Origin of the sequence: Bacillus silvicola (genome assembly GCF_050524305.1) — a bacterium.
GTDB lineage: Bacteria > Bacillota > Bacilli > Bacillales > Bacillaceae_G > Bacillus_A > Bacillus_A cereus_AT.
In genome coordinates, this window is record NZ_JBNGVC010000017.1 from 257,681 (window position 1) to 281,246 (window position 23,566).

A 23,566-nucleotide genomic window follows, 5' to 3' on the forward strand; every position below is an offset into this window, starting at 1 on the left:
ATGAACAAAAACCAATAAATAGTTACTATTAGAAATTTTGTAGGTACTTTCATGTCTACATAGTTTAGATTTTCTTATCCTTGTTCAACATTTTAATAAATAGATAGAGGCAAACTTACATACATCATCTTTGCGTAAAATTTCAATGTAAAATTAGTTAAGCTATAGGATTCATATAGGCAGTATAAAATTAATTCAAAGAAAACATTCTTTGAATTAAATAGCTATTCAATCAACTTGTTACCTTTATTTTGAAAAAAATCTTTTGAAATGGTCATAATATGAATAATAATTAGAAACAAACTTAATAAAAAATGAAGAAAGACTTAAGAAGGTGAATATATTGATCAAACATTCGCATTTTATCTTATTAACAATAGCTCTAATATTCTATATAAGCTTTTGCTTTATATTTTTATTTGTTTTTCCGAATCATTATTTTGTATCTGATTTTAATATCCGACTATCATCCTTAGTTGTTGAAACTACCGTATTTATCTCATTACTTTATTCTATATTATTCAGAAAAATTAACTTTGGAGTCTTCTGGGTTTGCATTACAATTGCAGTAGGGTGTTTCTTGATAGGGAATTTTATATCCGCTTTTCAAGTACTTAATGTAGAATTACCAATACAAAATTTTAATATCTCTGATGTGTTTTTGTTGTTTTTCTTATTCTTCTTTCTCTTTGCGTTCTTTTATAAAATCTTTATGGAATGTAACAAGTGGGAAAAAGCGTATTTACTTTGTGATTTATGTATTGTTGTTACTGCTATTTTTACACTAGAGTGGTACCTATTTAATGAACCTTCTGCAAATATCTTATTCTTATCAGTCGGAGATTTTTTTCTTTCATTTATTTTTCCGATTATAGATTTATTGCTTCTCTTACTAGGTATTAGCCTTATCTTTCGGCCAGCTATTTTTAATGCAAAAAGTAAATTATATATTTTTATCCTAGTATTAACTGGATTGGCTATTACGGACTACTTGTATTTTTACTTACAAGATGATTTATCAGACCGTATAGTCATATTATTAAGATGTTTGTATAGGGTTTTTCTTTTATTCATCGCCATTGCTGCTACTATACCAAAAAATGCATCTTCTAGAAGGAATTATTTCATTATCAATCCGACATTCGGAAAAAAACTTCTTGTCATATTTCCTTATCTTGCAGTTGCAATCTTAATTGGTTTTACTTTTAAAGAGCAAACTTCTTCATCTACACTGATTACTGGAAATTGTATTGCATTTGTATTTGTACTGATTCGTCATACTATCGTACGAATGCAAAACAGAGATTTAACCGAAACATTAAAGGTGTTTAATACTCAACTAGAACAAAAAGTATCTCAAAGAACTGCTGATTTAATCACCAAATCTAATGATTTGGTCAAAAATCAAGAGAGATTTAAGTCTTTATATGAGTATCATCCAGATCCTATTTTAACGATTGATTCAAATGGCATCGTATTAAATATAAACCAGGTTGGAAGTATGTTATTAGGAAAAAGCAGTGCTGAATTAATAGGTAAAGAATGCGTCTCTATTTTTTTAGATGAAGATAAATCTGAATTGGAAGCAGCTCTAAAGCAAGGTAAACGATGTAGTTCGGCTTCGCTACAGTTACGTGTGAAAAATAATAATGAGAAGGACATACATTTTTGGTATGTCACCATTGTTCCTATTATGATAGAGGGACAAATTTTTGGGAGTTATGTAATGGTAAAAGACATCACGAAAATGAGGCAACAGCAGGATGAGATAAACTATCTAGCATTCCATGATACAGTGACGGAGATTGGAAATCGAATATTCTTCCAGAGAGAATTAGAAAAATCCATTAAGCGTGCACATAAAAATCAGGATGAATTTGGACTCTTATATATAGATTTAAATCGTTTTAAGACGATTAATGATACACTTGGACATTCAATTGGTGACAGTGTTTTAAAAGAAATTGCCAAACGTCTTAGGGCATGTCTATCACCGGCTATACCTCTAGCGAGAATAGGGGGAGATGAGTTTGCAATCATAGTCCATAACCATACAGAGCAACAGCTATTGGACTTGTGTGAAACTCTATTTCGTATAACTGAAGAACCATTTGTAGTAAATCAACATAGTTTTTACTTATCTCTTAGTATAGGAATAGCAGTATATCCGTTTGGAGGAATAAATACCACTACACTTTTACAGCATGCTGATATTGCTATGTATAGTGCTAAGAAAGAAGGTAACAATGCTGTTTGCATGTATGACGAGACATTATCCAAAAAAATAACAAGACGATTAAAATTAGAACAAGATTTACCAAATGCATTAGAAAATAATGAGTTGTTTTTATTATATCAACCACAAGTTGATAGTAAGACCAGTAAGGTTATTGGTGCAGAGGCTTTAATTCGTTGGCAACATCCAGAGCTGGGAGTTATTTCACCTTTTGAGTTCATACCTATTGCGGAAGAAACTTCGCAAATTATTCCAATTGGAAAATGGACGTTACAGGAAGCGTGTCAACAATTGAAAAAGTGGCATTCTGCGGGCTATGCAAATCTAAAAATGGGGATAAATTTATCAGCTATCGAGTTTGAACAGAAGAACTTTGTTCAAACAATCATATCTATCATAGAAGAAGTAGGGGTACCTGCTAGTTCGATCGATTTAGAATTAACGGAGCGGATAGCAATGGTAGATGAAAAAGAAACGTTAGCGAAGTTAAAAGCATTAAAATCATATGGTGTACATTTATCAATTGATGATTTTGGTACAGGATATTCTTCATTAGCATATCTTCCTTTGTATCCAATTGATACCTTAAAAATTCCAAGAGAATTTGTTAATAGGATTGGACATTCTACTGATGGAAATGAAATTATTCATACCATTATTTCACTGGCTCATACTTTAAGCATGAAAGTGATAGCAGAAGGGGTAGAAACGAAAGAACAATTAGAAGTATTACAAAATAATGCATGCTATCTAATTCAGGGCTATTACTACAGTAAACCTGTAAATGAAGATGAATTTATCAAGTATTTTAAGCACGATGTAGAATAAATAAGTGAAGGCTCTGTATATGTGTGAAGTAAAGTGAAAAGAAGTTTTACCCAAATAGAAGCCAGTTCTCTTAATTGAGACCGGCTTCTATTTTTATTTTTAATGGTCATATGGATGTTCGTTGGTGGTTATCTGGACTTGTAATTATTGTTTTTTGGCAATCATGGGTCACATACGAGGTTAATGGAGCTCGTTACCGTATGCCACTCGCACTTTCTTTTGTGCTCATCGGATTTTTTATATGGATAGCCGAAAATATCGCAACGTTCTTTGGAGCTTGGCAATACCCAAACCAAACCGATACATGGAGTCTCGTTCATCTAGGGAAGGTGAGTTCATGGCTCTTATTGGTGATTGTTAGCTTTCTAATAGTAGCGACGTTAAAGCAGGTTAAGGGAAGGGAATTCCAATAGGATAGATGCTAGTTAATTTTTATAACTGTTAAGATTTTTTTAGTAAGGTCCTTAGAAAAATTCTATTTTTCAGGTTAAAGTTCTCTTAACTTACGAAATACCGAATAAAATAAGGAGTTTCAAGATTACTGAGTTATGATGCTAACAAAATCGATTTCCTATTGAAAATTAACTTTAAAACTCTTCTTAAAGAAAAGCATCTGTTATTTTAATCACTAGAAATTTTGGTCATCTAAGAAAACAAAAGCCAGACCGTTTAATAAAAAGTAGGAATGACGTTGTTATTGAAAATACTAATGAAGAAGATGATGTTGCCTTTGTTCTTTATTATATATAAATTGATGAATGAATGATAATCTATTAAAATTAAACAAAAATGTATATGAAAAATTGTAGGTGAGAAACTTTGGATTTAATTCGAAGATTAACTCGTATTTATGGCTTAGGGATTTGCTGTGGGTTGTGGAGTAAAGCTGAAGTAATTCAATGGTGTGATAAATTGATTGAAGCAAGTGACAGTCCGCCATATGAAATAATTGAGATATCCTTAATGTCTAAAGCAAAGATAGATGATATTGAAGGGAAGTTATTTGAGTTTAGTAGCACAGTTGATGAAGAATCAATTAAATGTACCACTAGACTTTTAGTTAACAGGGGATTGTATTAGGAAGCTAAATATTTTGATTTATATAGTCGGGATGATAGCTATGACTTAGCTAAAGATGGTGTTCATTTTGATTTAAGCGAGGTTATTAATACATATATTGAAACGTTAGGCGTTTACAGTAAGTATTTTAGGGGATTTGAAAAGCTGTATTTTAAAGTAATGAAAAATAAGTGGGTTAGATAACAAGAATTAAAGAAACATTATTTAGTAACAAGAAGGCTTGTCCGTAATCATATTAATAATGTGATGTGTAGTGATTACAAAGAAAAGAAGTGCGTTTCGCCCTTCTTTTTGAGGTCTCGCCAACAAAACGTGGATTTTATACGCTAAGGATATACAGGATTTCATGCAGGCTACGAGAACGGTTTGAACTGCCAAATGCTGTTGTGGCAGGGCTGTATGAAATCTTGCATACAGCGGAAGGAACGGAATGCTGGAAAAATCTTGGCATAAATGGCTTTCGGGAATTTGATAACTGCTGATAATGAGACGTTATGTTAACCCTACATGAATAAGATATGCGAAAAGAAACTGTAATATATATCTAGTCTTTATGTATGGTAAAATTTTCTACAAAAAGGAGTTGTTATTAATGCTCGAATATGACCGTAACCTCCCTTTAGACTTTCAAGAAGTTTCATCTGTTGTTTATAACAGCCATACAGTTAAAGATATAAATTATTTAAGTCCATGTGGCAGGACAGTTCCTGCTTATTTAGTAGTTCCAAAAACAAGTACTCCTTCACCAGCAGTTATCTTTATGCATCCAGGACAAGGTAATAGAAAAACCTTTTTACCAGAAGCTGAGAAATTAGCTTTAAATGGTGTCTTTTCTCTTTTAATTGATGCACCTTTAGTACGTGATACAGCTCCAAAAGCCCCTTCCACAGAGCAAGAATTGCATTACATGGTAGAAGCAATGACTGATATTCAAAAATATATTCAAACAATACTCGATATTAGAAGAGGAATAGATTTACTATCTACTTTTAATAATGTTGATTCAAAACAAATTGCGTATATTGGGCATAGCTTAGGTGCTACTTGGGGAGGTGTCCTTGCGGGAGTTGAAAAACGTATTAAAACATATATTTTGATGGCAGGTTTCTCAAGTGTATCTATGTGGCATAAAACAAGTGACCACCCTCTAGCAGTATTAATTCGGAATATGTTATCAGAAGAAAAATTCCATTCATTTATCTCAGCACTCGAACCCTTAGATGCTATCCACTACATAGACAAAGCTGTACCAGCATCTTTATTCTTTCAATTTGCTTATAATGACGAATTTGTATCAAGAGATCAAGCGAATAGTTTTTATACAAGTGCAAATCTACCTAAAGAAATTATCTGGTACGAGACAGATCATCTCTTTACAGCATGTGATACTGCTTCTGAAGATAGGATTAAATGGCTATTCAAAAATTTAAATTTAAAACTAAATAAACAATAATCTAACTTCCAATAACGAGAATTATGTAAATGAGCTGTCCATATGGGCAGCTTATTGTATTTTTTGCTTAGCGTGTTTTTTTCCAAAATGCTGGCGGTACCCCATCACCATCAAGCTAAGAAAACAGATCGACCCCAAAACGAAAAAATTTGTTAGGTAGTAGATGATATGAGTTTAGAAAGAACTAATTGATATAAAATGAATCATGAGATACAGACATTAAATAATAAAAAATAGTCCCAAATACTCCAGTAGTAAAAATAATAAATCCCATATTGCGTATGCTTTTAATCTTTGCCTGTAGTCCATTGAATCCTGCTAGTAACCCAGTTAAAGAGAATAGGATCCAGTATAGAATGGTTGGAATAGGGAAAATTTCATCCCAATCAATCCCCATACCCCAAAAAACAAAAGGTAATACAACAAAGAAAAGACTCAGTAATCCCATTACAATGACGAGTAATTTACGATATATAACCCCTGTAATGATTAGGAAAATCCTGCCAAAAAGTCCACATGATACAAGAATAGGCATAAAGTAAATCCAAAGAAGGCTCAAGATGTACATATATAATCTCCTTTTTGTTGATACGTTGTATTTCAACAATTGTTACATGGTACATAATCATAGGCAAAAGCCCTGCATCCTACTTCATAAGAACAATAGGACTTATAAATTTAGAATTGCGAGAAAAAAATTGATGAGTATACCAAACAACACGAGTGTTAGTACACCAATCAACATGAGTATCAAAACACCCCGTTTTAGATATTTAAAAAACACTACATATTTTTGTGTTGCATACTTTTGTATCACATATCTTAGACAATCAAAGAAAACTCCGTATATGAGAGCTGTCAATATACGAAGTGCGTATAGATGATGGTTATAAACCATATCTCTAAAAGGTTCCGCATCTATTACATGATTTACTAAAGGATCCAATCCGAAAACGAAAAAAATAAGACCTTGAGGGTCTAGCCCGCTCATGCGTAAATAACAAAGTAAGAAAGCAAGTACGAAAGATAAAAATGTATAACTTTTTACCATCTTTTTGATTCGTTTCATTATAGATTCCTTCACTTTTCCAGATCCCTTGTTAATGTAGCAAGTTGATCTAGTGCGTCTTCTCTATCAAACGAACTAAACCAACGGTAATCATGTTCGTCTAAAATACGATAATGCTGACTAATCAGATTTTGTTGTAAGCGAAAGTGCCCTTTTTCTTGAATTTGTTTCCACCAGACTTTTCCTCCCAACGTTTTTTCTTTGAAGTTGTTAATACTTTTGTGGGCCATTGTTTCGATTACTACTAATGGATCATCCCCTAGAGTGGACTGTAAAACCTCACTATCCCTAAACAATGCACAAATAGCAACGGAATTGGTCCAACCTGCATTAGATCTCCCCTTCTCGATTTGAACAAGCGTTTTCTTTGAAATGCCGAGAACTTCAGCCATTTTATCCTGTGTATACCCTTTTTCAGTGCGAATTAACTTTATTTTCGTTGAAATGAGTTCGATTATAAGCTCCTTATTCACTTTTATTCCTCCAAAAGTAACTTATGTGTTATTTAGTGTAATTTTACACTACAATTAATCCTTTTTCAACTCGATTTTTTCTTAAACCTTAAAGGGGTACCGCCCATTGCTATCAAGCTAAGATAAATTTGTATCCATAAAGCAAAAAAAACGCTATTCTTTTTGTAGAAATATACAGAAAGGATGGCGTTTTTGATGAATCCTATTATTTCAAATGAACTGAATCTTTTCGCACAAGAGCTACAATACTTTTTATCTTCAGAAGTCCTACAAGGTATCGCCAAACAAGTTGGTTTTGTACAGCGATCTAGTAAGTATCAAGCAAACGAACTCATTGCCCTTTGCGTATGGCTCAGTCAAGAAATTGCTAGCACATCACTTACACAATTGTGCAGTCAGTTAGAAGTTTCCACTGGGGTACTTATGAGTACAGAAGGACTGAATCAACGCTTTAATCCAGCAGCTGTCGCATTTCTTCGAAAAGTCTTTACTTCTCTTCTCACACAAAAACTTTGTTCAAATCACTCACTTTCTGCACACGTGATCGCTACTTTCAATCGTATCCGTATTTTAGATGCAACGGTGTTTCAACTGCCTGACCATTTCGCCACTGACTATCAAGGCTCAGGTGGGAGTAGTAATACCGCAGGCGTGAAAATCCAATTGGAATATGATTTACTTAGTGGTCAATTTCTTAACGTGCAGCTTGGACCAGGGAAGAATAATGATAAAACATATGGTACCATTTGCCTTGAAACAGTAGAAGCCGGTGATTTGTGTTTACGTGATCTTGGTTACTTCGATTTAGGAGACTTACAAACCATTCATGATAAAGAGGCCTACTATATCTCGCGGTTGAAGTTGAATACACGCATTTATATCAAGAACCCTGAACCAGAATACTTCAACAATGGTATGTTAAAAAAGCAAACAGAATACATCCAGCTTGATATGACACAAATGATGTCTGGTCTAATCCCTGGTGAAACGATAGAAATCCCCGAGGCATACATTGGCCAAAATCAGAAACTTCCAGCACGTGTTATTATCCATCGTTTAACCGATGATCAAACGCAAACACGTCTGAAAAACCAAGCGATACGTGAAAAGAAGAAAGGCATTGTCATGAAGGATAAAAGTAAACGTTTAATGGGCATGAATGTATATATCACGAACACGTCGCTAGAAGAAGTACCAACGAACTACGTGCATTCATTATATTCACTTCGTTGGCAGATTGAAATTTTGTTTAAAACGTGGAAGTCATTCTTTGAAATTGATGAATGTAAAAATATTAAAAGAGAACGCCTAGAGTGCCATTTATATGGACAACTCATCGGCATTCTCCTCTGTTCTTCTACGATGTTTCAAATGCGACAGTTTCTGCTTGAAAAGAAAAAGCAGGAGCTGAGTGAATACAAAGCGATTTATATGATTAAAGATTACTTTCCTTTACTGTTTCAAGCGATAGCCGTTGGCACAGAAGAACTTTTAAAAACTCTGCATCGCCTTTATCAGCTGCTTAAAAAGAACGGTCGTAAATGTCATAGGTATAAGAAGATGACCGTCTTTGATATTCTAGGAATTGTGTATAAAACGACGGTGAAGCATAGACAAGCTGCCTAGCGAAAAAATCGCATTTTAATAGGCTTCTTTAGCGTGCCTACTTTTTTATCACTTGCTAGTTTTGAAACAAGAATTATTTCGTATCTAGTAATTTACTTGGTTAGCTTGATGGGCATGTGGCGGTACCCCATTAAGGAATTCACTAAAGGTCAAGATCGACTACAAGAGATTTTTAAATATAATCGTTATATTGATGAAAGAGGGGATTAATGTGGCATTGATAGTTCCGAAACGCGTCTACTGTAAGGAAGATATTAAAAAGGACGAACAAGCATTAGTAATCGTACCCTATCCTAAGAGAAAAGGATTCACAGATCAGGAAGTCCAGTTAGAGAAATTTTCCCAGGCAGATAGATTTTTTAAATGGAATACAATAATGCAACGACTCTTAAGTGACGACATTGAAATTTATTTTGTAGGAAGTTCTAGACTTGTGAAACAGTGGGAAAAGCTGTTTGTTGGATGTTATTATTACCAGCATATGAAGAAGAGCATCTAACTCAAAATAGAATAAAAAAACCTGTACGGGGAGGCACAGGTGTCAAATAAGGGATGTTTCGTTATGTAATTCATATTTTATCAGAGCTTTATTGAGAATGACAGTAAAGTAGGTTGAATATTTAGTTAATTTGTTGAGAAATAAAAAACGTACCATTGGGAGATAGAACGTTTTAGAGAAGCAAATAAAAAAATCATCTACATTAATTCTATCATACTGATTCTCTCTATAAAAGGAACCCTAAGACTAGTGGTATAACAATATAGTGGATTGTTTAATGATTGCTGTTTTTTTGCTAGGCAAACGGGCCATATTCTGGAGTTGAAAGTAGATGGTTCAACTTGGAATTGTAAGTTAACTAATTACTACTGTATTATTAAATAAGGTTATAAGGATAAAAAATTTAAGTTTAATAGGAGAGGAATTTAATGAATAAAGAAATAGGAAAGAATGATGTAATGTTCGCAGGCTATAGAAGAGTGGAGCTTTTTGATGAACAATTAGATATAACATTTCCTATGTTTGTTATGTATCCAACAATTACTCCTGAAAAGTTAGAAAAAATTGGACCTTATCATTTGAATGTTTCGAGTAATGCTGTACCCCAAGAAGGTGTGTTTCGATTGGTCTTAATATCTCATGGTACTGGTGGTTCACCATTAGTTTATCGAACGATTGCTCGTCACTTGGCTCGTAACGGATTTGTTGTGGGAATGCTTGAGCATCCATACAATAATCGAAATGACAATACATTGGAAGGTACAATCGATAATCTAACTATTAGGCCAAAACATATTTCTATGGCGATTGATTGGTTCTTTAATAGTGAAGATTTTACAAAGTTTTTAAAACCTGATTCTGTTTCAGTCATCGGACATTCTATGGGTGGGTACACAGCATTGGCGGCATCAGGAGGAATACCATCCTCTTTCCCTTATGAGTCTTCGGATGAGAAATCTCATCTTATCAATGTTACACATGATTACAGAATAAAATCTTTAGTTCTTTTAGCGCCAGCTTCAGTTTGGTTTAAAACAAAAGGGGCTTTGGCAGGCATAAACATCCCCATTTTAATGCTTGTTGGGGAGAAAGATCAATTTACACCGTATTTTCATGCAGAAATTATATTTAACGGGATAACTGACAATACTAAAATCCAACATAGAATAGTTGAGAATGCAGGCCATTTTTCTTTTCTTAGCCCATTTCCAAAAGAAATGATGAATGCATCTTTTCTTCCATCACAAGATCCACCTAGCTTTAATCGCGAATATTTTCATCATGAACTAAATGAAGAGATTACAGAATTCTTATTAAAGAATATATAATAACAAGAGACATTTGATAAAGATTAGGACTCTGCATATGTGAAATAAGAAGAGGATCTTCCCAAGTATGGTAGACCCTCTATTTTTATTTTGCATCAACAACATTCATAAATTTAAGAGTAATCCTGTTATAAAAAGCATCTGTACATACAATAGAACAGTTCAATGGATCAATATCAGTCACGGTCATGTAGTTAGTAAGCAGATAGCCATCTTCGTAATATGTAATCAATATTTCTTCTTCGGAAAGCAATGAGCATAATAATAAGTTTTCAATAAGTTCTTTTTCTTCTGGTGTTAATATTGGACGCGTTATTTTATTTTTTTCTTTAATGATCTCACGGATACCAGCAAATTGTTCCGGCATCGCAGCAAATGGAGTCCATTTTACCATTCCTCTTCCTTTTGGCATATTAGTGTTGTTCATGATTTATGTCCTCCTAACAATGTGTTTCTATATCTTGCTGTAGCACTATTTGTATAAGAAACTCCTCGTAATATGCTGTTCTTGCCAAATTTAGTGCGTATTTCATCCATTACCTTAGTTAATTTTATTTCTTTTTCCCGTTGCATGATGTTATCGAAAAGAGAGATTTGTTCTTCGCCTTCATTGATTAAGTTGGTTAAAGAAACATTAATTGATCTAATAGGTTCACCCGTATATAACTCATGTAAAAAGTATGTACATATTCGATAAATATCCATTGTTAAATTGGTAGGTCGGTTTAAAGTGTGAGTTTTCCTGAAACCGCCAGCGTAATTTTTACTATAACCAATAGAAAATTGTATGGTTTGAGCAAGTTTATTATGTCTTCTTAGCCGATAACAAACTTCCTCGATATGTTCCAGAAGGATAATCGGAAATTCTTCTATTGTGTAATCACGCATGAGTATTTGACTTTTACCAATTGAAGTTGTTGCTGGTATGTATTTTTCTGCAATGCGGCTAAAATCAATGCCGTTACTATGTAAGTGTAATTCTTCGCCCAAAATTCCAAAACTTTGTTTTAAGTATTTGAGCGGGTATTGCGCTAAGTCTCCAATTGAATGTATTCCTTTTCGATTTAACTTAACTTCTGTTTTACTCGAAATTCCCCAAAATTTACTAAGTGGTCGTATCGGCCATAATTTTATGGGGACATCTTCGTACTTCCAATATGCGACGCAGTCTTTTGTCTTCTTCGCTTCCACATCTAAAGCGATCTTGCTCATTAAAGGATTAGGCCCAATCCCAATCGTGCATTCAATTCTTGTTTTCTCATATACTTCACGTTTGAATTTCAGCGCAAATTCATAAGGCTCATTCGCAAACAGATGGATACTATTTGTAATATCCATAAAGAATTCATCGATGCTGTATTGGTGAAAATCCTCAATCGGAACGTATTGTAAAGCTAATTTTGTTATATAATTTGAGCATTTGATATAAGTACCCATAATTGGGTTTACAACAAGAATGTCTTTACGCCGTGGTATTTCATACAACCTTGCCATTTTCTTAACACCTAATGCCTTTAATGGTGGCGTTGCAGCCAAAACAATGGAGCCACTCCTGTTCACATCTCCTACTACAGCTAATTTAGTATGTAGTGGGTCTAATCCCATCTTGATGCAACTAACTGAAGCATAAAAGCTTCGAAGATCTACACATAAAACAATTCGATTCGGCAAAATTGAGTAGTCATACACCTTTACGCCTCCTTAATAATAAGAACATTCGTTCTTATTATACACGAATATACGTTCTCTTATGAAGGGGTTTTTATAAAAAAATGAATCCGTTTTGATCAAACTTTATTATAAAGATACAATTAGGAGTGTTGGTTATGGCTCATGCAAAAGATGTTTTATCGGATCAGTTGTTGGCAAATGCTAATCACCCAAGTTGGTACCTACCATTTTCAGATTCAGTAGAAAGATTGTCTGAGGAACATGCATTTTGGACGCCAAACGAAGAAAGTAATAGTATTGCTGAAATTGTGCAGCATCTACTATATTGGAATCAAACATGGCAAACAAGGTACCAAAAATCTCACGTTGATGCTGTGCTTTCAATAGGAAATAATAACAGCTTTATTATTTCTGAAAATCATACTTTTGCTGCCTTAAAAAAATAACTATTAGAGGTGCTTTTACGTTGGCAAGAGTTATTATCTGAAGAAAAAGTTGAGAGAGAAGTTAATGGTTATCCTGGACACGTGAAATGGTAGGCAATACTTGGAAATGTGTCGACTCATAACGCATATCATATTGGCCAGATCATTTATATCCGGAAGTTGCAAAAAAGCTGGAAAATAGATGCAGGAGTAGATGAATAAATAAAAGTTGCACTTGTACTACTTGAACTAAAGGTTGTAATAGTTTAAGATCTAGCTGTCATTATGGCAGCTTTTCTTATTGTACAGCGTGAAGGATAGTGAAAATTACAAAGTTATAAGGACAGATTTAAACTTCACATAAATCTGTCCTTATAGGGCAAAATATGTAAGGTATTGTGCTGGAAAGCACTTGCCTATTCTAAATAAGGAGTGAGATGAATGGCTGATAAAAACGAACGTAACCGTGTCGATAATGATGCTGGCGAAGCGGTAGGAACTGGTGTCGGTGCTGTCGCTGGAGCTGCTTTGGGTTCTGTTCTTGGTCCACTTGGTACCGTTGCAGGAGCTGTTGCAGGAGGAGCGATGGGTAACAAGGTCGGCGAAGGTGCCGATGAGGCTAATGACAGTGTTGCGAACCGAGAAGATTAGAATTTAACCAAAGTGACACTGAATGAATTGGATTCCCAAAAAGGGAGTCCTTTTTTTATTAATTTAATTCAGCTTTTTTAGGTGAATTCCCAGTAAGATTGTGAATCAATTTACTTAAAGTAACGGGTGCGTTAGTTCAACAAGCTATAAGCAGCAATCATAATCATTTTTTTGATCTCCGCAATCGGGCGCTTTAATGGAGGAAAGATCACAAAAATGATCATATTTTTTTATGAAAGATAAATAATCAATCTCAAAAGTAGAGCATATCACCTTTTTTCAAAATGGATTCTTTTTCTTTATCATAAAATATGGGTTTGTGAGGTATTTTTAATCAAACTTTATTTCAAAGCTACAATTATCCTCGAGACAACCTTCATAAATTTCCGTAAGTAAGATAGACCTTAAAAAAATAGATAGTAAATAAGTCTAGATTCACTGATGAAAAGGATCAAAAGGGGAGGGGATTATTTTTATGGAACGATAGAGCATTTCAGATACTGTCACACATTCATAATCGTTTCTGTATAAATATCTCATGATACTTTCTAATGCTTCAACTGTCTGAGATGTCTGAGAAAATTCGCTGCCATTCCAATCATGGAGTAGAATGATATTGCCAGGCTTCACACCTTTTGTTATATATTTAGAAATTTTGCTAGCTGGTGGATTTCTCCAATCTTGAGGATCTTGATGCCATGACCATAGAATAACAAGTTTTCCATTCTGTATAGCTGTATTAATAATTAAATCATTGTGAAGGCCTCCAACTGGACGATAGAGAGTTGGTTTATAGCCAGTGATTTGCTTGATAATTTTATCCGTTTGATCTAATTCTGCTGTTAATTTAGCGGTAGTAATATTTTTGTCATATATATGATTATAAGTATGATTAGCAATTTCGTGTCCTTCTTTTACTTGCCTTTTTAAAATAGCAGGAAATCTTTTAACTTTATTACCTGTTACGAAAAAGGTTGCTTTCGCATTGTATTTAGCTAAAATATCAAGTATTTGAGGGGTAAAAACAGGATGAGGCCCATCATCAAATGTTATTGCAACTATTTTTTCCTTTGTATTTACTTCCCAAATTACCTTCCCTGTTTTTTCATACGCCTTACGACTATCTGTAAAAGCATATATGGATATTGGTGTGGAACAAAAAGGAATAATTAGAAAAATGAGGAATATCCAAGTTTTTTTCACGAATAATACACTCCTATGAGATACAAGTAAGTTTAGTTTATGGAGTTATTATCAAATTATTTAATAAGAAATAAAATTAGGTCTTGATAATTGTAGATTTTCTTTTTTTGATATGGTGAGGCCTAAAAGATTTATTTTAATCGTTTGGGGGCAACCTGTTCTGTTAGGTTGATAGGGATGGGGCAGAACCACACATCCATCAACTTAAAAGACTATTCTTGAAGTTGAAATCACGTTGCTATTTTCTCATGTTATTGAGAATAGCAACGTGATTTTTATGAAATATGTACCAAAAACTTTATAGTAATAATTCGCATGTTACCTCTCTAGTTAGTAGGATATTTTTTCTTAATATATGCATACTAAACATATCATAAAAGGTACATAGAAAGTGAGGGAATCATGGCTAAATTTTTGAAGCGTTTAAAATATAGAGACAATCCTAAGTCATTTTTAATACGAGACAATACTCATTTTCAGAAAAAAAATATTGAGGACTCCCTCTTAGGCGCTGATTTATCGAAAAACATAGCTGATATTCAGAATATATTCCGTCAAGCACCTGATTTAGTAATTCGTCGGTTTCAAATGAAAGTAGATGGATTAGAAGCAGCTTTAGTATATTTGTCTGGATTAACAGATAAAGAATTGATTCAAAATCATGTTCTAAGTCCTTTGATGAATAGTGATTTTGATACCAATAAAGAACTTCCAATTCCATTAGGACAAATTAAAATTATTGATACGTGGAGTCAGATTGAAAATGCTATTTTTGGAGGAGATAGTGTTTTATTAATCCACAGTCGAACAACAGCACATCAATTGGATACGAAAGGATGGCCACAAAGAAATGTTGAAGATGCTCATAACGAAATAGCTCTAAAAGGTGCGCATCAAGGATTTACAGAAATCGGAAGTCAAAATATCGCAATGATTCGAAGGTATATTCCTCATCGTGAATTAATGGTAAAAGAAATAGTGATTGGTGTACGAAGTAAAACGAGGATTTCTATTTTATATTTGAAAGATGTAGTTTCTGAAGATGTGCTGAAGGAATTAGAAACACGGATTCAAAAAATTACAGTCGACGCTGTTGCTAGTACTGGCGAACTTATAGAATTCATTGAAGATAACCCGTACTCACCGTTTCCGCAATTTATATTAACTGAAAGACCTGATTTGGCTGTATCTCACATTTTACAGGGCAGATTTGTAACTGTAATGGATCATTCACCTAATGTGTTAATTACTCCAACAAATTTTATTTCCTTTTTTCAAGGCGTGGATGATTACGGTACAAGGTGGTTAGTTGCTTCGTCTATTCGGTTGCTTCGTTTTATCGCCTTTATGGTTGCTTTATTTCTGCCTGCGAGTTATGTTGCGTTTATTTCCTTTAATTTTGAAGTTATTCCTGTAGAGCTGTATTTATCTATTGCAGAATCAAGAACGCGCGTACCCTTTTCTCCAGTTATGGAAGCATTACTTATGGAAATAACATTGGAAACGATGAGAGAAGGGGCTTTACGGATACCTACTCCGATCGGTCAGACAGTTGGAATTGTAGGTGGTATTGTTATTGGACAGGCGGCTGTTCAAGCGGGAATTGTAAGCAATATTATGATTATTGTTGTTGCTGTTACCGCCATCTCTTCCTTTGTTATCCCTAATTATGATATGGGGGCGGCAGTAAGACTATTACGCTTTCCGATGATGCTTGCAGCTGCCTTATTTGGAATTGTTGGACTTGTTATCGGTTGGATGACTTTAATTGGACATCTAATCAGTCTTGAATCGCTAGGTACTCCTTACGGAACGCCATTAGCACCATTTCGCTTTGCGGATATGAAAGATACTTTCATACGCCTACCTTTATGGGCATTAAGAAAGCGTTCTAAAGGTACCGGAGCCATTCAATCTATTCGACAAGGAAAGAATCAAAATAAAAGGTGAAACTATGAAAAAGTATGCCTATAATGACATTACGCTTATACAGTACATTCTTTTAATTAATGGAATGCAGGTAGGCACTGGCGTTTTATCGCTTCCACGCTTGCTTGCAGAAAAAGCTGGAACGGATGGATGGATAGCTATAATGATTGGCTGGATATTCTCCACAATATCAGGTGTTTTTATAGTGAAAACCGCTGCTAGATATCCCGAGGACACGATTTATGACATTCTTATACGATTATTTGGAAAAATAGTAGGCAAAGCATTCGTTGTTATTTACATGATGTACTTCGCTTTTTATTCTTGTAGCGTTCTTGTGAACGCTATGCTCTATCTTAAAGGATGGCTTCTTCCAAAAACGCCTGACTATGTCGTTATCTTTTTATTTTCGATTCCTACCTTCCTGGTTGCACGTAACGGTCCTCGTATTTTAGGGCGATACTCCGAACTTATTTTTTGTATGTTTCTTTGGATTCCGTTATTTTTTTTGATCCCTCTTAAAGGGAACGGAAGTTGGATGCCATTTTTCCCACTTTTAAAAGAAGGGTGGAAACCTGTATTCATGGCTGTACCGACCACTGTTTTTGCTTATTTAGGGTTTGATATTGCCTTCTTTTTATATCCCTTTTTACAAAAAAAACAGTATGCAGTCCATGGAATGGTTATTGCAAACACTTTAACAATGTTATTTTATTTATTTGCTACTATTGTTTGCTTTGCCTATTTTAGCCCTGAGAGCATTACGCAATATAATCAACCGGTACTAAATTTACTGAAAGTAATAGAATTTCGTTTTTTAGAACGTTTTGACATGATTTTATTGGCCCTTTACTTACCCGTTGTATCCACAGCATGGATTCCCGCTATATATTGCGCTGTATTTTGTTCAAGCCAATTAATTAGAAAACAAGATCACAGCTCGCATGTAGTTGTTCTCTTATTGTTCATTATCGGCCTCATATTTTGGACTCATCCTAGTTGGAATGAAGCTGAAACTTGGCAACAGACATTATCGAATGCTGGTTTGGGATTAACCTATATATCACCTATCGTTTTATGGCTGTATTGCTGTCTATATGAGAAGTTTCGTCAGGGGAGGATACATTGAAAAGAAAAGTACTATGTTGTATTTTGTTATCGGTGTTCATGATGACTGGATGTTTTGATCAAAGAAATGTTGAAGATGTTTCTCTAACTCTTGTTCTTGGTATTGATTTAGATCGTAATAATAATTTATTAGTGTATATGTCAAGCCCTGTTTTCAATAAAGAAGCAAAGGTAAAAGAAGAAATTACTGGCGTGAAATCTGTTACGATTCGAAATTCGAGAGACAAATTTGATGCTACGGTTATGGCGCTTACCTCGGGAAGTAAAACACAGGTTATTTTAGTTGGAAAACGACTACTGAAACAAAAAAATTGGGTAAAGTATCTGGATCCATTTTACCGAGATCCCAAAAATACGGTTACTACAAGGATTGTTGCTGTTGATGGACCTGTTTCGGACATCATCTTTTATAACCCAAAAGATAAGCCACGTCTTCCTTTATATTTAACAAAACTAGTTGATACGGCCGCATTAAGAAATATCACAGTAAAAACAACTCTTCAAGAATTACATGAACAAATAGCAGACAAAGGGGTAACGGCGAATATTACTGAGATGAAAAGAAACAATAAAATATTTGTGATAGGTACAGCTTTGTTAGATGAAAAAGGAAAGTATAAATTAACCTTACAGTCTGATGAAAACAAACTATTACGTATCTTGCAGCATGGAACTACAGGTGAGTTTTCATTTACAATTCCAATTAAACTAAAGCCAGATAGCCAGGAAAAAGATTGGATAAGCTTTACTACCTATAGTATTAAAGTAAAAACAAAGGTAAAATATGATAAAAAATTTATATTTAATACGGATATAAAGATGAGAGTCGGCATAACAGAACAGCTTTTTTCGTTCAATACAAGAAAAGATGCAGAGAAATTACAGAAGGCAATTGAAAAGAAGTTAGAAGAAGATTTCAAGCAAGTAATAAAGAAAATACAAGATGCTAATATTGACCCTATTGGGCTTGGGAGATACGCAAGAACTTACACATATCCAGAATGGAAAAAGGTCCAAAACAAATGGAATAATGCATTAGCAAAGGGCGATGTAAACGTCAAGGTAAATGTAGAAATTGGTGCGATGGGAACGATTAAGTAACATGAGTTCAATTGGAATTCGTACTAAAATTGAATGAGATAAATCGTTTTGCACTAATAGGTACAGTAACAGACAAAAACGGATGGCTAATTAATAATGGTATTTACTATGCTAGTCGCTTTGGCAAGTTTTATAGTACACCAACAAAAGGACAGCAAGTTGTTACAGAAGCAATGGGGGTATATCCATATTTAGGGCAACAATATTTTGTTGCAGCAGAACAAATTGCTACTAATTACGGCGGGATAGATGCAAATGGAAAAACGGTAAATTTAGATCAAATTCGAGAAGATGGTAAGAAACATTATTTGCCAAAAACGTATACATTTGATGATGGGGCTATTGTCTTTAAAGCGGGAGATAAAGTTAGCGAAGAAAAAATTAAACGTTTATATTGGGCGGCAAAAGAAGTACGATCTCAATTTTATCGTACAGTTGGTAGTGATAAACCACTCGAAAGTGGACATGCTGATGATGTGTTAACAATGGTTATTTATAATAGTCCGGATGAATATCAATTTAACCGTCAACTATACGGCTATGAAACGAATAATGGTGGAATTTATATTGAAGGAACAGGAACCTTCTTTACATATGAACGTACACCACAGCAGAGTATTTATAGTTTGGAAGAATTGTTTTGTCACGAATTTACACACTATTTACAGGGCAGATACGAAGTTCCAGGATTATGGGGTCAAGGAGAAATGTATCAAAATGAACGCTTAACATGGTTTGAAGAAGGAAATGTGGAGTTTTTTGCAGGCTCAACGCGATTAGACAGCGTAGTACCGCGAAAAAGTATCATTGGTGGATTGTCTAATGATCCTGCGAAACGTTACACAGCAGCGCAAACATTAAATGCAAAATACGGAACGTGGGATTTTTATAATTACTCGTTTGCATTGCAATCGTATATGTATAATAACCGTCCTGATATGTTCGATAAAGTGCATGATTTAATTCGTACAAATGCTGTTCCAGGTTACGATGCGTACCGTTCTACATTAAGTAAAGATAATAAATTAAATGAAGAATATCAAACTTACATGCAAATGCTGATAGATAATCGTGATAAGTATACAATTCCGCAAGTATCAGTTGATTATGTAGCACAGCACAATCCGAAACCACTTTCGGATGTTGCAGCAGATGTCACCAATGAAGCGAAGTTAAAAAATGTGAAGGTAACAAATAATAAATCACAATTCTTTAATACCTTCACACTACAAGGAACATATACAGGAAGTGCGGCAAAAGGGGAAAATGAGGATTGGAAAGTGATGAATCAAGCAACGAATGATATGCTGAAGCATCTTGCAGAAAAAGAGTGGAGCGGATACAAAACATTAACTGCTTATTTTGTAAATTACCGTGTCAATGCCGCTGGACAATTTGAATATGATGTTGTGTTTAGCGGAGTGAATACAGAAGAAGGTACTGCTGTAGAAAAAGAACCGAATAATTCATTTGATGCAGCGAATCCATTATCTTTGAACACGTTATTAAGAGGAAACTTAAGTGATCAAGATCAAGTTGACAGATTTGTTATCGATGTAAAGGACCCAAAAGATTTACAAATTACCGTTACGAACGAACAAAACCTTGGACTGAACTGGGTGTTATACTCTGAATCAGATCTAAATAATTATGTAACTTATGCAACAAAACGCGATGGAAACAAATTGCTTGGAAATTATAATGCGAAGCCAGGGAAATATTACTTAAGTGTATATAAATATGGCGGTGGAACAGGGAATTATACTGTAGAAGTAAGATAATTATAAGTAGTCGTTTTTAGACAAATAGATGCCCATAGGCATCTATTTGTCTTTTTTTAATGAAATGATGACGTATATACAAAAGATAAGCTCCAATACCTCTCTTAAGAAATCAAGAATTTTATACTAGGGTTTATTTCATATGCAAATTTTTAAATAGTTCATATCAAATCTTTAGTAAACAGAAAAAAATCTAGTTGAATGGATTCTTACTTAATCTTAGCTTGATGGCTATGGGGTTCCAGCAAATCACTTTCAGGATAAGAAATGTAAATACCCCCAAAACGAGAAAATTTACATTTTTTTGTTTTGGAGTAGCTTTTCGAAAAAACAACAGCAAAAATCTCTCGATATTTGAATGTCCCAAAAATAATCGGTTTTGGGATACTAATTTACAGCAATTTATAAATGATTCAAAAGGTCTATGTATTTTTTAAGTACTGCAAAATATTACCTCGAACTTTTTGACACATTGTTTTTCATAGAAATTACACCACATTAAAAGGTGTACCTTTTAGGACAGCTTTGATGATAGGTGAAAAATAAAAAATGATAAAAATACAGATTATTACAATATTATCCAATTTATTTAAATATTCCACTTGATAGAATGATATTACATTTTTGTTAAATATTAGTTAACATAAAAGCGTACCAAATATTATTAAAGGGGAGGAGAAAGATTATGAGAAATGTATTAAGAAAATTGGGCGTTTCTTCACTTGCTCTAACTTTAGGATTTGTTTCATTTGGTGTACTATCACCTAATGCAAATGCAGAAGAAACTAGCAACACAAAAGTAGTAGAGGTAAAACAACCAACTCTTACGAAAGACCAAATTATTGAGAGATTTGAAGAAATCAACCTAAAGTATCCTAATAATGTGGAGTTCTCAAAAGAAGATGCAGACTTTGTAAGAACATATGCAAAATCTACTGTATTTGGGGAATCCGAATCATCAACTCTCGCTAGAAAATCCGAATATTTTAACAAAGGTGGTGGCGGTTCTGGTATTTCGGCAACCATGAATGGTTATGTATGGGATGATATTGGTGTCGTTAATCACTCATTTGGAGCTTATTTCTCAACAAGAATAAATTCAGGACAAGCCAATAAGATAACAAATTCTGTTACAATTACTTCATATGGTGCTATTGGAAAAGGTGGAATTGGAAAAGTTGGAATTGGAAAAGTTTATAGTAATACTTTAAGTGATTCTATTAGTAATACTAATTATCTCTACTCAGATTTAAGTGAAGGTTACACGGCTTATGCAGTTGCTTATACTAGTAAGTATGCAAAAACAACTGTAAATGGACAATATGGAACATTTACGATTGCTACTTACTAAAATTAAATAATGAAGGCAGGTGAAAAACTTGTTTTCTAATTTCAGTTTAACAGGTGCAATAATTACAATTGTTATCATTGTAATTGTAGTGCTATTAATAAGGTTTATGTTTAAGAGTATCAAGCAAAAATAAAAAGAACCTATTGGGTTCTTTTTATTTTGTTAATAATTATTTATGTTACGCATTGTAATGGGGTAATGACATAACTTTTTAGTATTTGATTGTGTTAAATAGTTTCAATTACTTTATTTTCAATATTATCATGAATATAGATATAGTGATTAATGATTATGGATATTGTAAAAATTTTACATCTGATTGATTAAATCGTTGATTCAAGCCCTCAGGGCTGATGAGTACTTCTGTTGATGCTTCTAAACAGCTAAATAATTGAGTTAAAGAAGTCATAGCTACATTTTGGCTCATCCATACACATAAAGTTATTAAATCTTTGCTTGGTACTTACTGGTTAGTTGTACAAAAACAACATTTCTAGCAAGATTCCGTAAGGTATTTGGAGATAAAAAACTTTGAATCTCTTGAGCAAATAGTTGTAATTCGTCAGACACAGAAACAGACATAAAAAACGCCATCCTTTCCTATGATTCTGCAGAAAGAACAGCGTTTTTTTCCACTTTTAAATAGTCTATTAAGAGTTGTTTCTTGAAACGAATATATGACTTATTTGGTAAACGATAGGATATAAGAAAACCAGAAAGATTAACGGTTTATTATGCATATGGTTAAAATTCCATGTTCCTTCTGATAAAAATAAAGTACCTAAAGTTAATACATACATTACAAAACAACAAATTGATAAGCTTTTCTGTCTGATATGTAAAAACATTTCATCAATAAAATTCTCGCTCTCTTTTTTACCTTTCAAAATTCTCTTCATAAATAATGATTGCAAAATGATTGTTGCTACAAATAACGAAGTAATAGAAAGCTGTTGCTTCTCATACCATTCAAAAGCAAGTAAACCCATAATCACAATGTATAAACAAGTAAATAAGATATTAATTCCATTTTTCATTTGTTTCTTCTCCTTATCTAGCTTTAATAAATAATTGATCAACTGTTACACCAAGGGATTTAGCTAAATTAAAAGCAAGTTCCAATGTAGGATCATATTTGTTATTCTCAATCGCATTAATTGTTTGTCTTGAAACATGACATAATTTAGCTAAATCTTCTTGGGAAAGCTTTTGTTCTTTACGTAAAATACGAATTATGTTCTCCATTTTTATGAACATCACCTCTAGTTTTTTACATTTATAAAAGTAAAAAAAACGATAATCCTTCTACACTTTAGATAGAAAGAATATCATTTTTTCATTTTGGGGGTATATTTATTTGTTAGCTTGGTGGTGATCGGGTACCATCAGCATTTCGGAAAAAAACCACGCTAGGAGCATGCAAGATTTTATACAGTTTTTTGGCTAATCCAGTAACAAACGAGAACTCTAAAACCCATGCCAGGATAGGAATGTATAAAAAGATGAATAGAGTTATAGAAAATAAAAAAGGGGATTCCTTCTGAGAGTAAGGACCCGCCTTTTTATTTCTACCGATAATTGAGACGTTATGTTAACTTCCCTTGTATATAATATACAAGGGAAATTTTCTTATAAGCGTATTATCTAAGTGATACAATTAGGAAAAGGGAGGTATATGTATGAAAAAGGGTTCTATAAGAAGAATATTCCTGAAGGAATGGACGTTTACTCTAG

General features: G+C 33.7%; 17 protein-coding genes and 5 pseudogenes. 14 read left to right on the plus strand and 8 right to left on the minus strand.

Going from position 1 to position 23,566, the window contains the following annotated elements; translation table 11 throughout:
• Positions 1–343: 343 nt before the first annotated feature.
• The 4 genes and pseudogenes from ACP6L7_RS32720 to ACP6L7_RS32735 all read left to right on the plus strand — a co-directional run bounded on the left by ACP6L7_RS32720 (position 344) and on the right by ACP6L7_RS32735 (position 5,597).
• Positions 344–3,064 carry a GGDEF domain-containing phosphodiesterase gene (locus tag ACP6L7_RS32720; protein WP_141536816.1) on the plus strand — a complete coding sequence of 907 codons (2,721 nt, stop codon included), beginning with the start codon at positions 344–346 and terminating at the stop codon, positions 3,062–3,064.
• Between the two features lie 113 nt (positions 3,065–3,177).
• Positions 3,178–3,477 (plus strand): annotated as a pseudogene (locus tag ACP6L7_RS32725) (DUF817 family protein); the annotation flags it as partial.
• A 406-nt stretch (positions 3,478–3,883) separates the two neighbouring features.
• A pseudogene (locus ACP6L7_RS32730) lies at positions 3,884–4,327 on the plus strand (protein kinase).
• A gap of 370 nt (positions 4,328–4,697) precedes the next feature.
• Positions 4,698–5,597 carry an alpha/beta hydrolase gene (locus ACP6L7_RS32735; RefSeq protein WP_430529703.1) on the plus strand — a complete coding sequence of 300 codons (900 nt, stop codon included), beginning with the start codon at positions 4,698–4,700 and terminating at the stop codon, positions 5,595–5,597.
• Between the two features lie 184 nt (positions 5,598–5,781).
• On the opposite strand, the gene ACP6L7_RS32740 is transcribed toward ACP6L7_RS32735, so the two are convergent.
• Together ACP6L7_RS32740 and ACP6L7_RS32745 are read right to left on the minus strand one after the other, a co-directional pair.
• Positions 5,782–6,165, minus strand: a complete 384-nt coding sequence (locus ACP6L7_RS32740; RefSeq protein ID WP_098519763.1) for an ammonia permease — start codon at positions 6,163–6,165, stop codon at positions 5,782–5,784.
• Positions 6,166–6,677: 512 nt separating this feature from the next.
• Positions 6,678–7,139 carry a helix-turn-helix transcriptional regulator gene (locus tag ACP6L7_RS32745; protein WP_048565629.1) on the minus strand — a complete coding sequence of 154 codons (462 nt, stop codon included), beginning with the start codon at positions 7,137–7,139 and terminating at the stop codon, positions 6,678–6,680.
• Between the two features lie 195 nt (positions 7,140–7,334).
• Here ACP6L7_RS32745 and ACP6L7_RS32750 point away from each other — a divergent pair, with 195 nt between their 5' ends.
• The 3 genes from ACP6L7_RS32750 (at position 7,335) to ACP6L7_RS32760 (ending at position 10,592) form a co-directional block, all read left to right on the plus strand.
• Complete coding sequence (locus ACP6L7_RS32750; protein WP_430529704.1) at positions 7,335–8,765, plus strand: IS4 family transposase; 1,431 nt, start codon at positions 7,335–7,337, stop codon at positions 8,763–8,765.
• Positions 8,766–8,976: 211 nt separating this feature from the next.
• Positions 8,977–9,264 (plus strand): hypothetical protein, encoded by a 288-nt coding sequence (locus tag ACP6L7_RS32755; protein ID WP_002150979.1) that lies wholly within the window; start codon positions 8,977–8,979, stop codon positions 9,262–9,264.
• A 428-nt stretch (positions 9,265–9,692) separates the two neighbouring features.
• Entirely contained in the window at positions 9,693–10,592 is a 900-nt protein-coding gene (locus ACP6L7_RS32760) for an alpha/beta hydrolase family protein (RefSeq protein WP_141533567.1), read from the plus strand.
• 85 nt (positions 10,593–10,677) lie between these two features.
• On the opposite strand, the gene ACP6L7_RS32765 is transcribed toward ACP6L7_RS32760, so the two are convergent.
• Both ACP6L7_RS32765 and ACP6L7_RS32770 read right to left on the minus strand, forming a co-directional pair.
• Positions 10,678–11,019: a YolD-like family protein gene (locus tag ACP6L7_RS32765; RefSeq protein ID WP_097832660.1), complete on the minus strand. Its 342-nt coding sequence runs from the start codon at positions 11,017–11,019 to the stop codon at positions 10,678–10,680.
• A complete protein-coding gene (locus tag ACP6L7_RS32770) occupies positions 11,016–12,281 on the minus strand; it encodes a Y-family DNA polymerase (RefSeq protein ID WP_097832661.1) in 1,266 nt (421 codons plus the stop codon). Before ACP6L7_RS32770 ends, ACP6L7_RS32765 begins: the two co-directional genes overlap by 4 nt.
• A gap of 137 nt (positions 12,282–12,418) precedes the next feature.
• Between ACP6L7_RS32770 and ACP6L7_RS32775 the strand changes: the two are divergent.
• A pseudogene (locus ACP6L7_RS32775) lies at positions 12,419–12,910 on the plus strand (DinB family protein).
• Between the two features lie 219 nt (positions 12,911–13,129).
• Complete coding sequence (locus tag ACP6L7_RS32780) at positions 13,130–13,339, plus strand: glycine zipper domain-containing protein (protein WP_000764044.1); 210 nt, start codon at positions 13,130–13,132, stop codon at positions 13,337–13,339.
• Between the two features lie 435 nt (positions 13,340–13,774).
• Here the strand turns inward: ACP6L7_RS32780 and ACP6L7_RS32785 are convergent, their stop codons facing one another.
• A complete protein-coding gene (locus tag ACP6L7_RS32785) occupies positions 13,775–14,542 on the minus strand; it encodes a polysaccharide deacetylase family protein (protein ID WP_430529705.1) in 768 nt (255 codons plus the stop codon).
• 402 nt (positions 14,543–14,944) lie between these two features.
• On the opposite strand from ACP6L7_RS32785, the gene ACP6L7_RS32790 reads away from it, so the two are divergent.
• The 5 genes and pseudogenes from ACP6L7_RS32790 to ACP6L7_RS32810 all read left to right on the plus strand — a co-directional run bounded on the left by ACP6L7_RS32790 (position 14,945) and on the right by ACP6L7_RS32810 (position 21,832).
• Positions 14,945–16,492 (plus strand): spore germination protein, encoded by a 1,548-nt coding sequence (locus ACP6L7_RS32790; RefSeq protein WP_097832664.1) that lies wholly within the window; start codon positions 14,945–14,947, stop codon positions 16,490–16,492.
• Between the two features lie 4 nt (positions 16,493–16,496).
• On the plus strand, positions 16,497–17,600 hold the full coding sequence (locus ACP6L7_RS32795) for a GerAB/ArcD/ProY family transporter (RefSeq protein ID WP_097832665.1): 1,104 nt from the start codon (positions 16,497–16,499) through the stop codon (positions 17,598–17,600).
• Positions 17,597–18,700, plus strand: a complete 1,104-nt coding sequence (locus tag ACP6L7_RS32800) for a Ger(x)C family spore germination protein (protein WP_097832666.1) — start codon at positions 17,597–17,599, stop codon at positions 18,698–18,700. Before ACP6L7_RS32795 ends, ACP6L7_RS32800 begins: the two co-directional genes overlap by 4 nt.
• A 29-nt stretch (positions 18,701–18,729) precedes the next feature.
• A pseudogene (locus tag ACP6L7_RS32805) lies at positions 18,730–20,481 on the plus strand (collagenase); the annotation flags it as partial.
• Positions 20,482–21,166: 685 nt separating this feature from the next.
• Entirely contained in the window at positions 21,167–21,832 is a 666-nt protein-coding gene (locus ACP6L7_RS32810; RefSeq protein WP_430529706.1) for a hypothetical protein, read from the plus strand.
• Between the two features lie 295 nt (positions 21,833–22,127).
• Here ACP6L7_RS32810 and ACP6L7_RS32815 read toward each other — a convergent pair.
• The 3 genes and pseudogenes from ACP6L7_RS32815 to ACP6L7_RS32825 form a co-directional block, all read right to left on the minus strand.
• A pseudogene (locus ACP6L7_RS32815) lies at positions 22,128–22,414 on the minus strand (IS4 family transposase); the annotation flags it as partial.
• A 68-nt stretch (positions 22,415–22,482) separates the two neighbouring features.
• The gene (locus ACP6L7_RS32820; RefSeq protein WP_002165485.1) at positions 22,483–22,869 is read right to left on the minus strand and encodes a hypothetical protein; all 387 of its coding nucleotides are present in this window, start codon (positions 22,867–22,869) and stop codon (positions 22,483–22,485) included.
• Between the two features lie 13 nt (positions 22,870–22,882).
• On the minus strand, positions 22,883–23,077 hold the full coding sequence (locus ACP6L7_RS32825; protein WP_098519873.1) for a helix-turn-helix transcriptional regulator: 195 nt from the start codon (positions 23,075–23,077) through the stop codon (positions 22,883–22,885).
• Between the last annotated feature and the right edge of the window lie 489 nt (positions 23,078–23,566).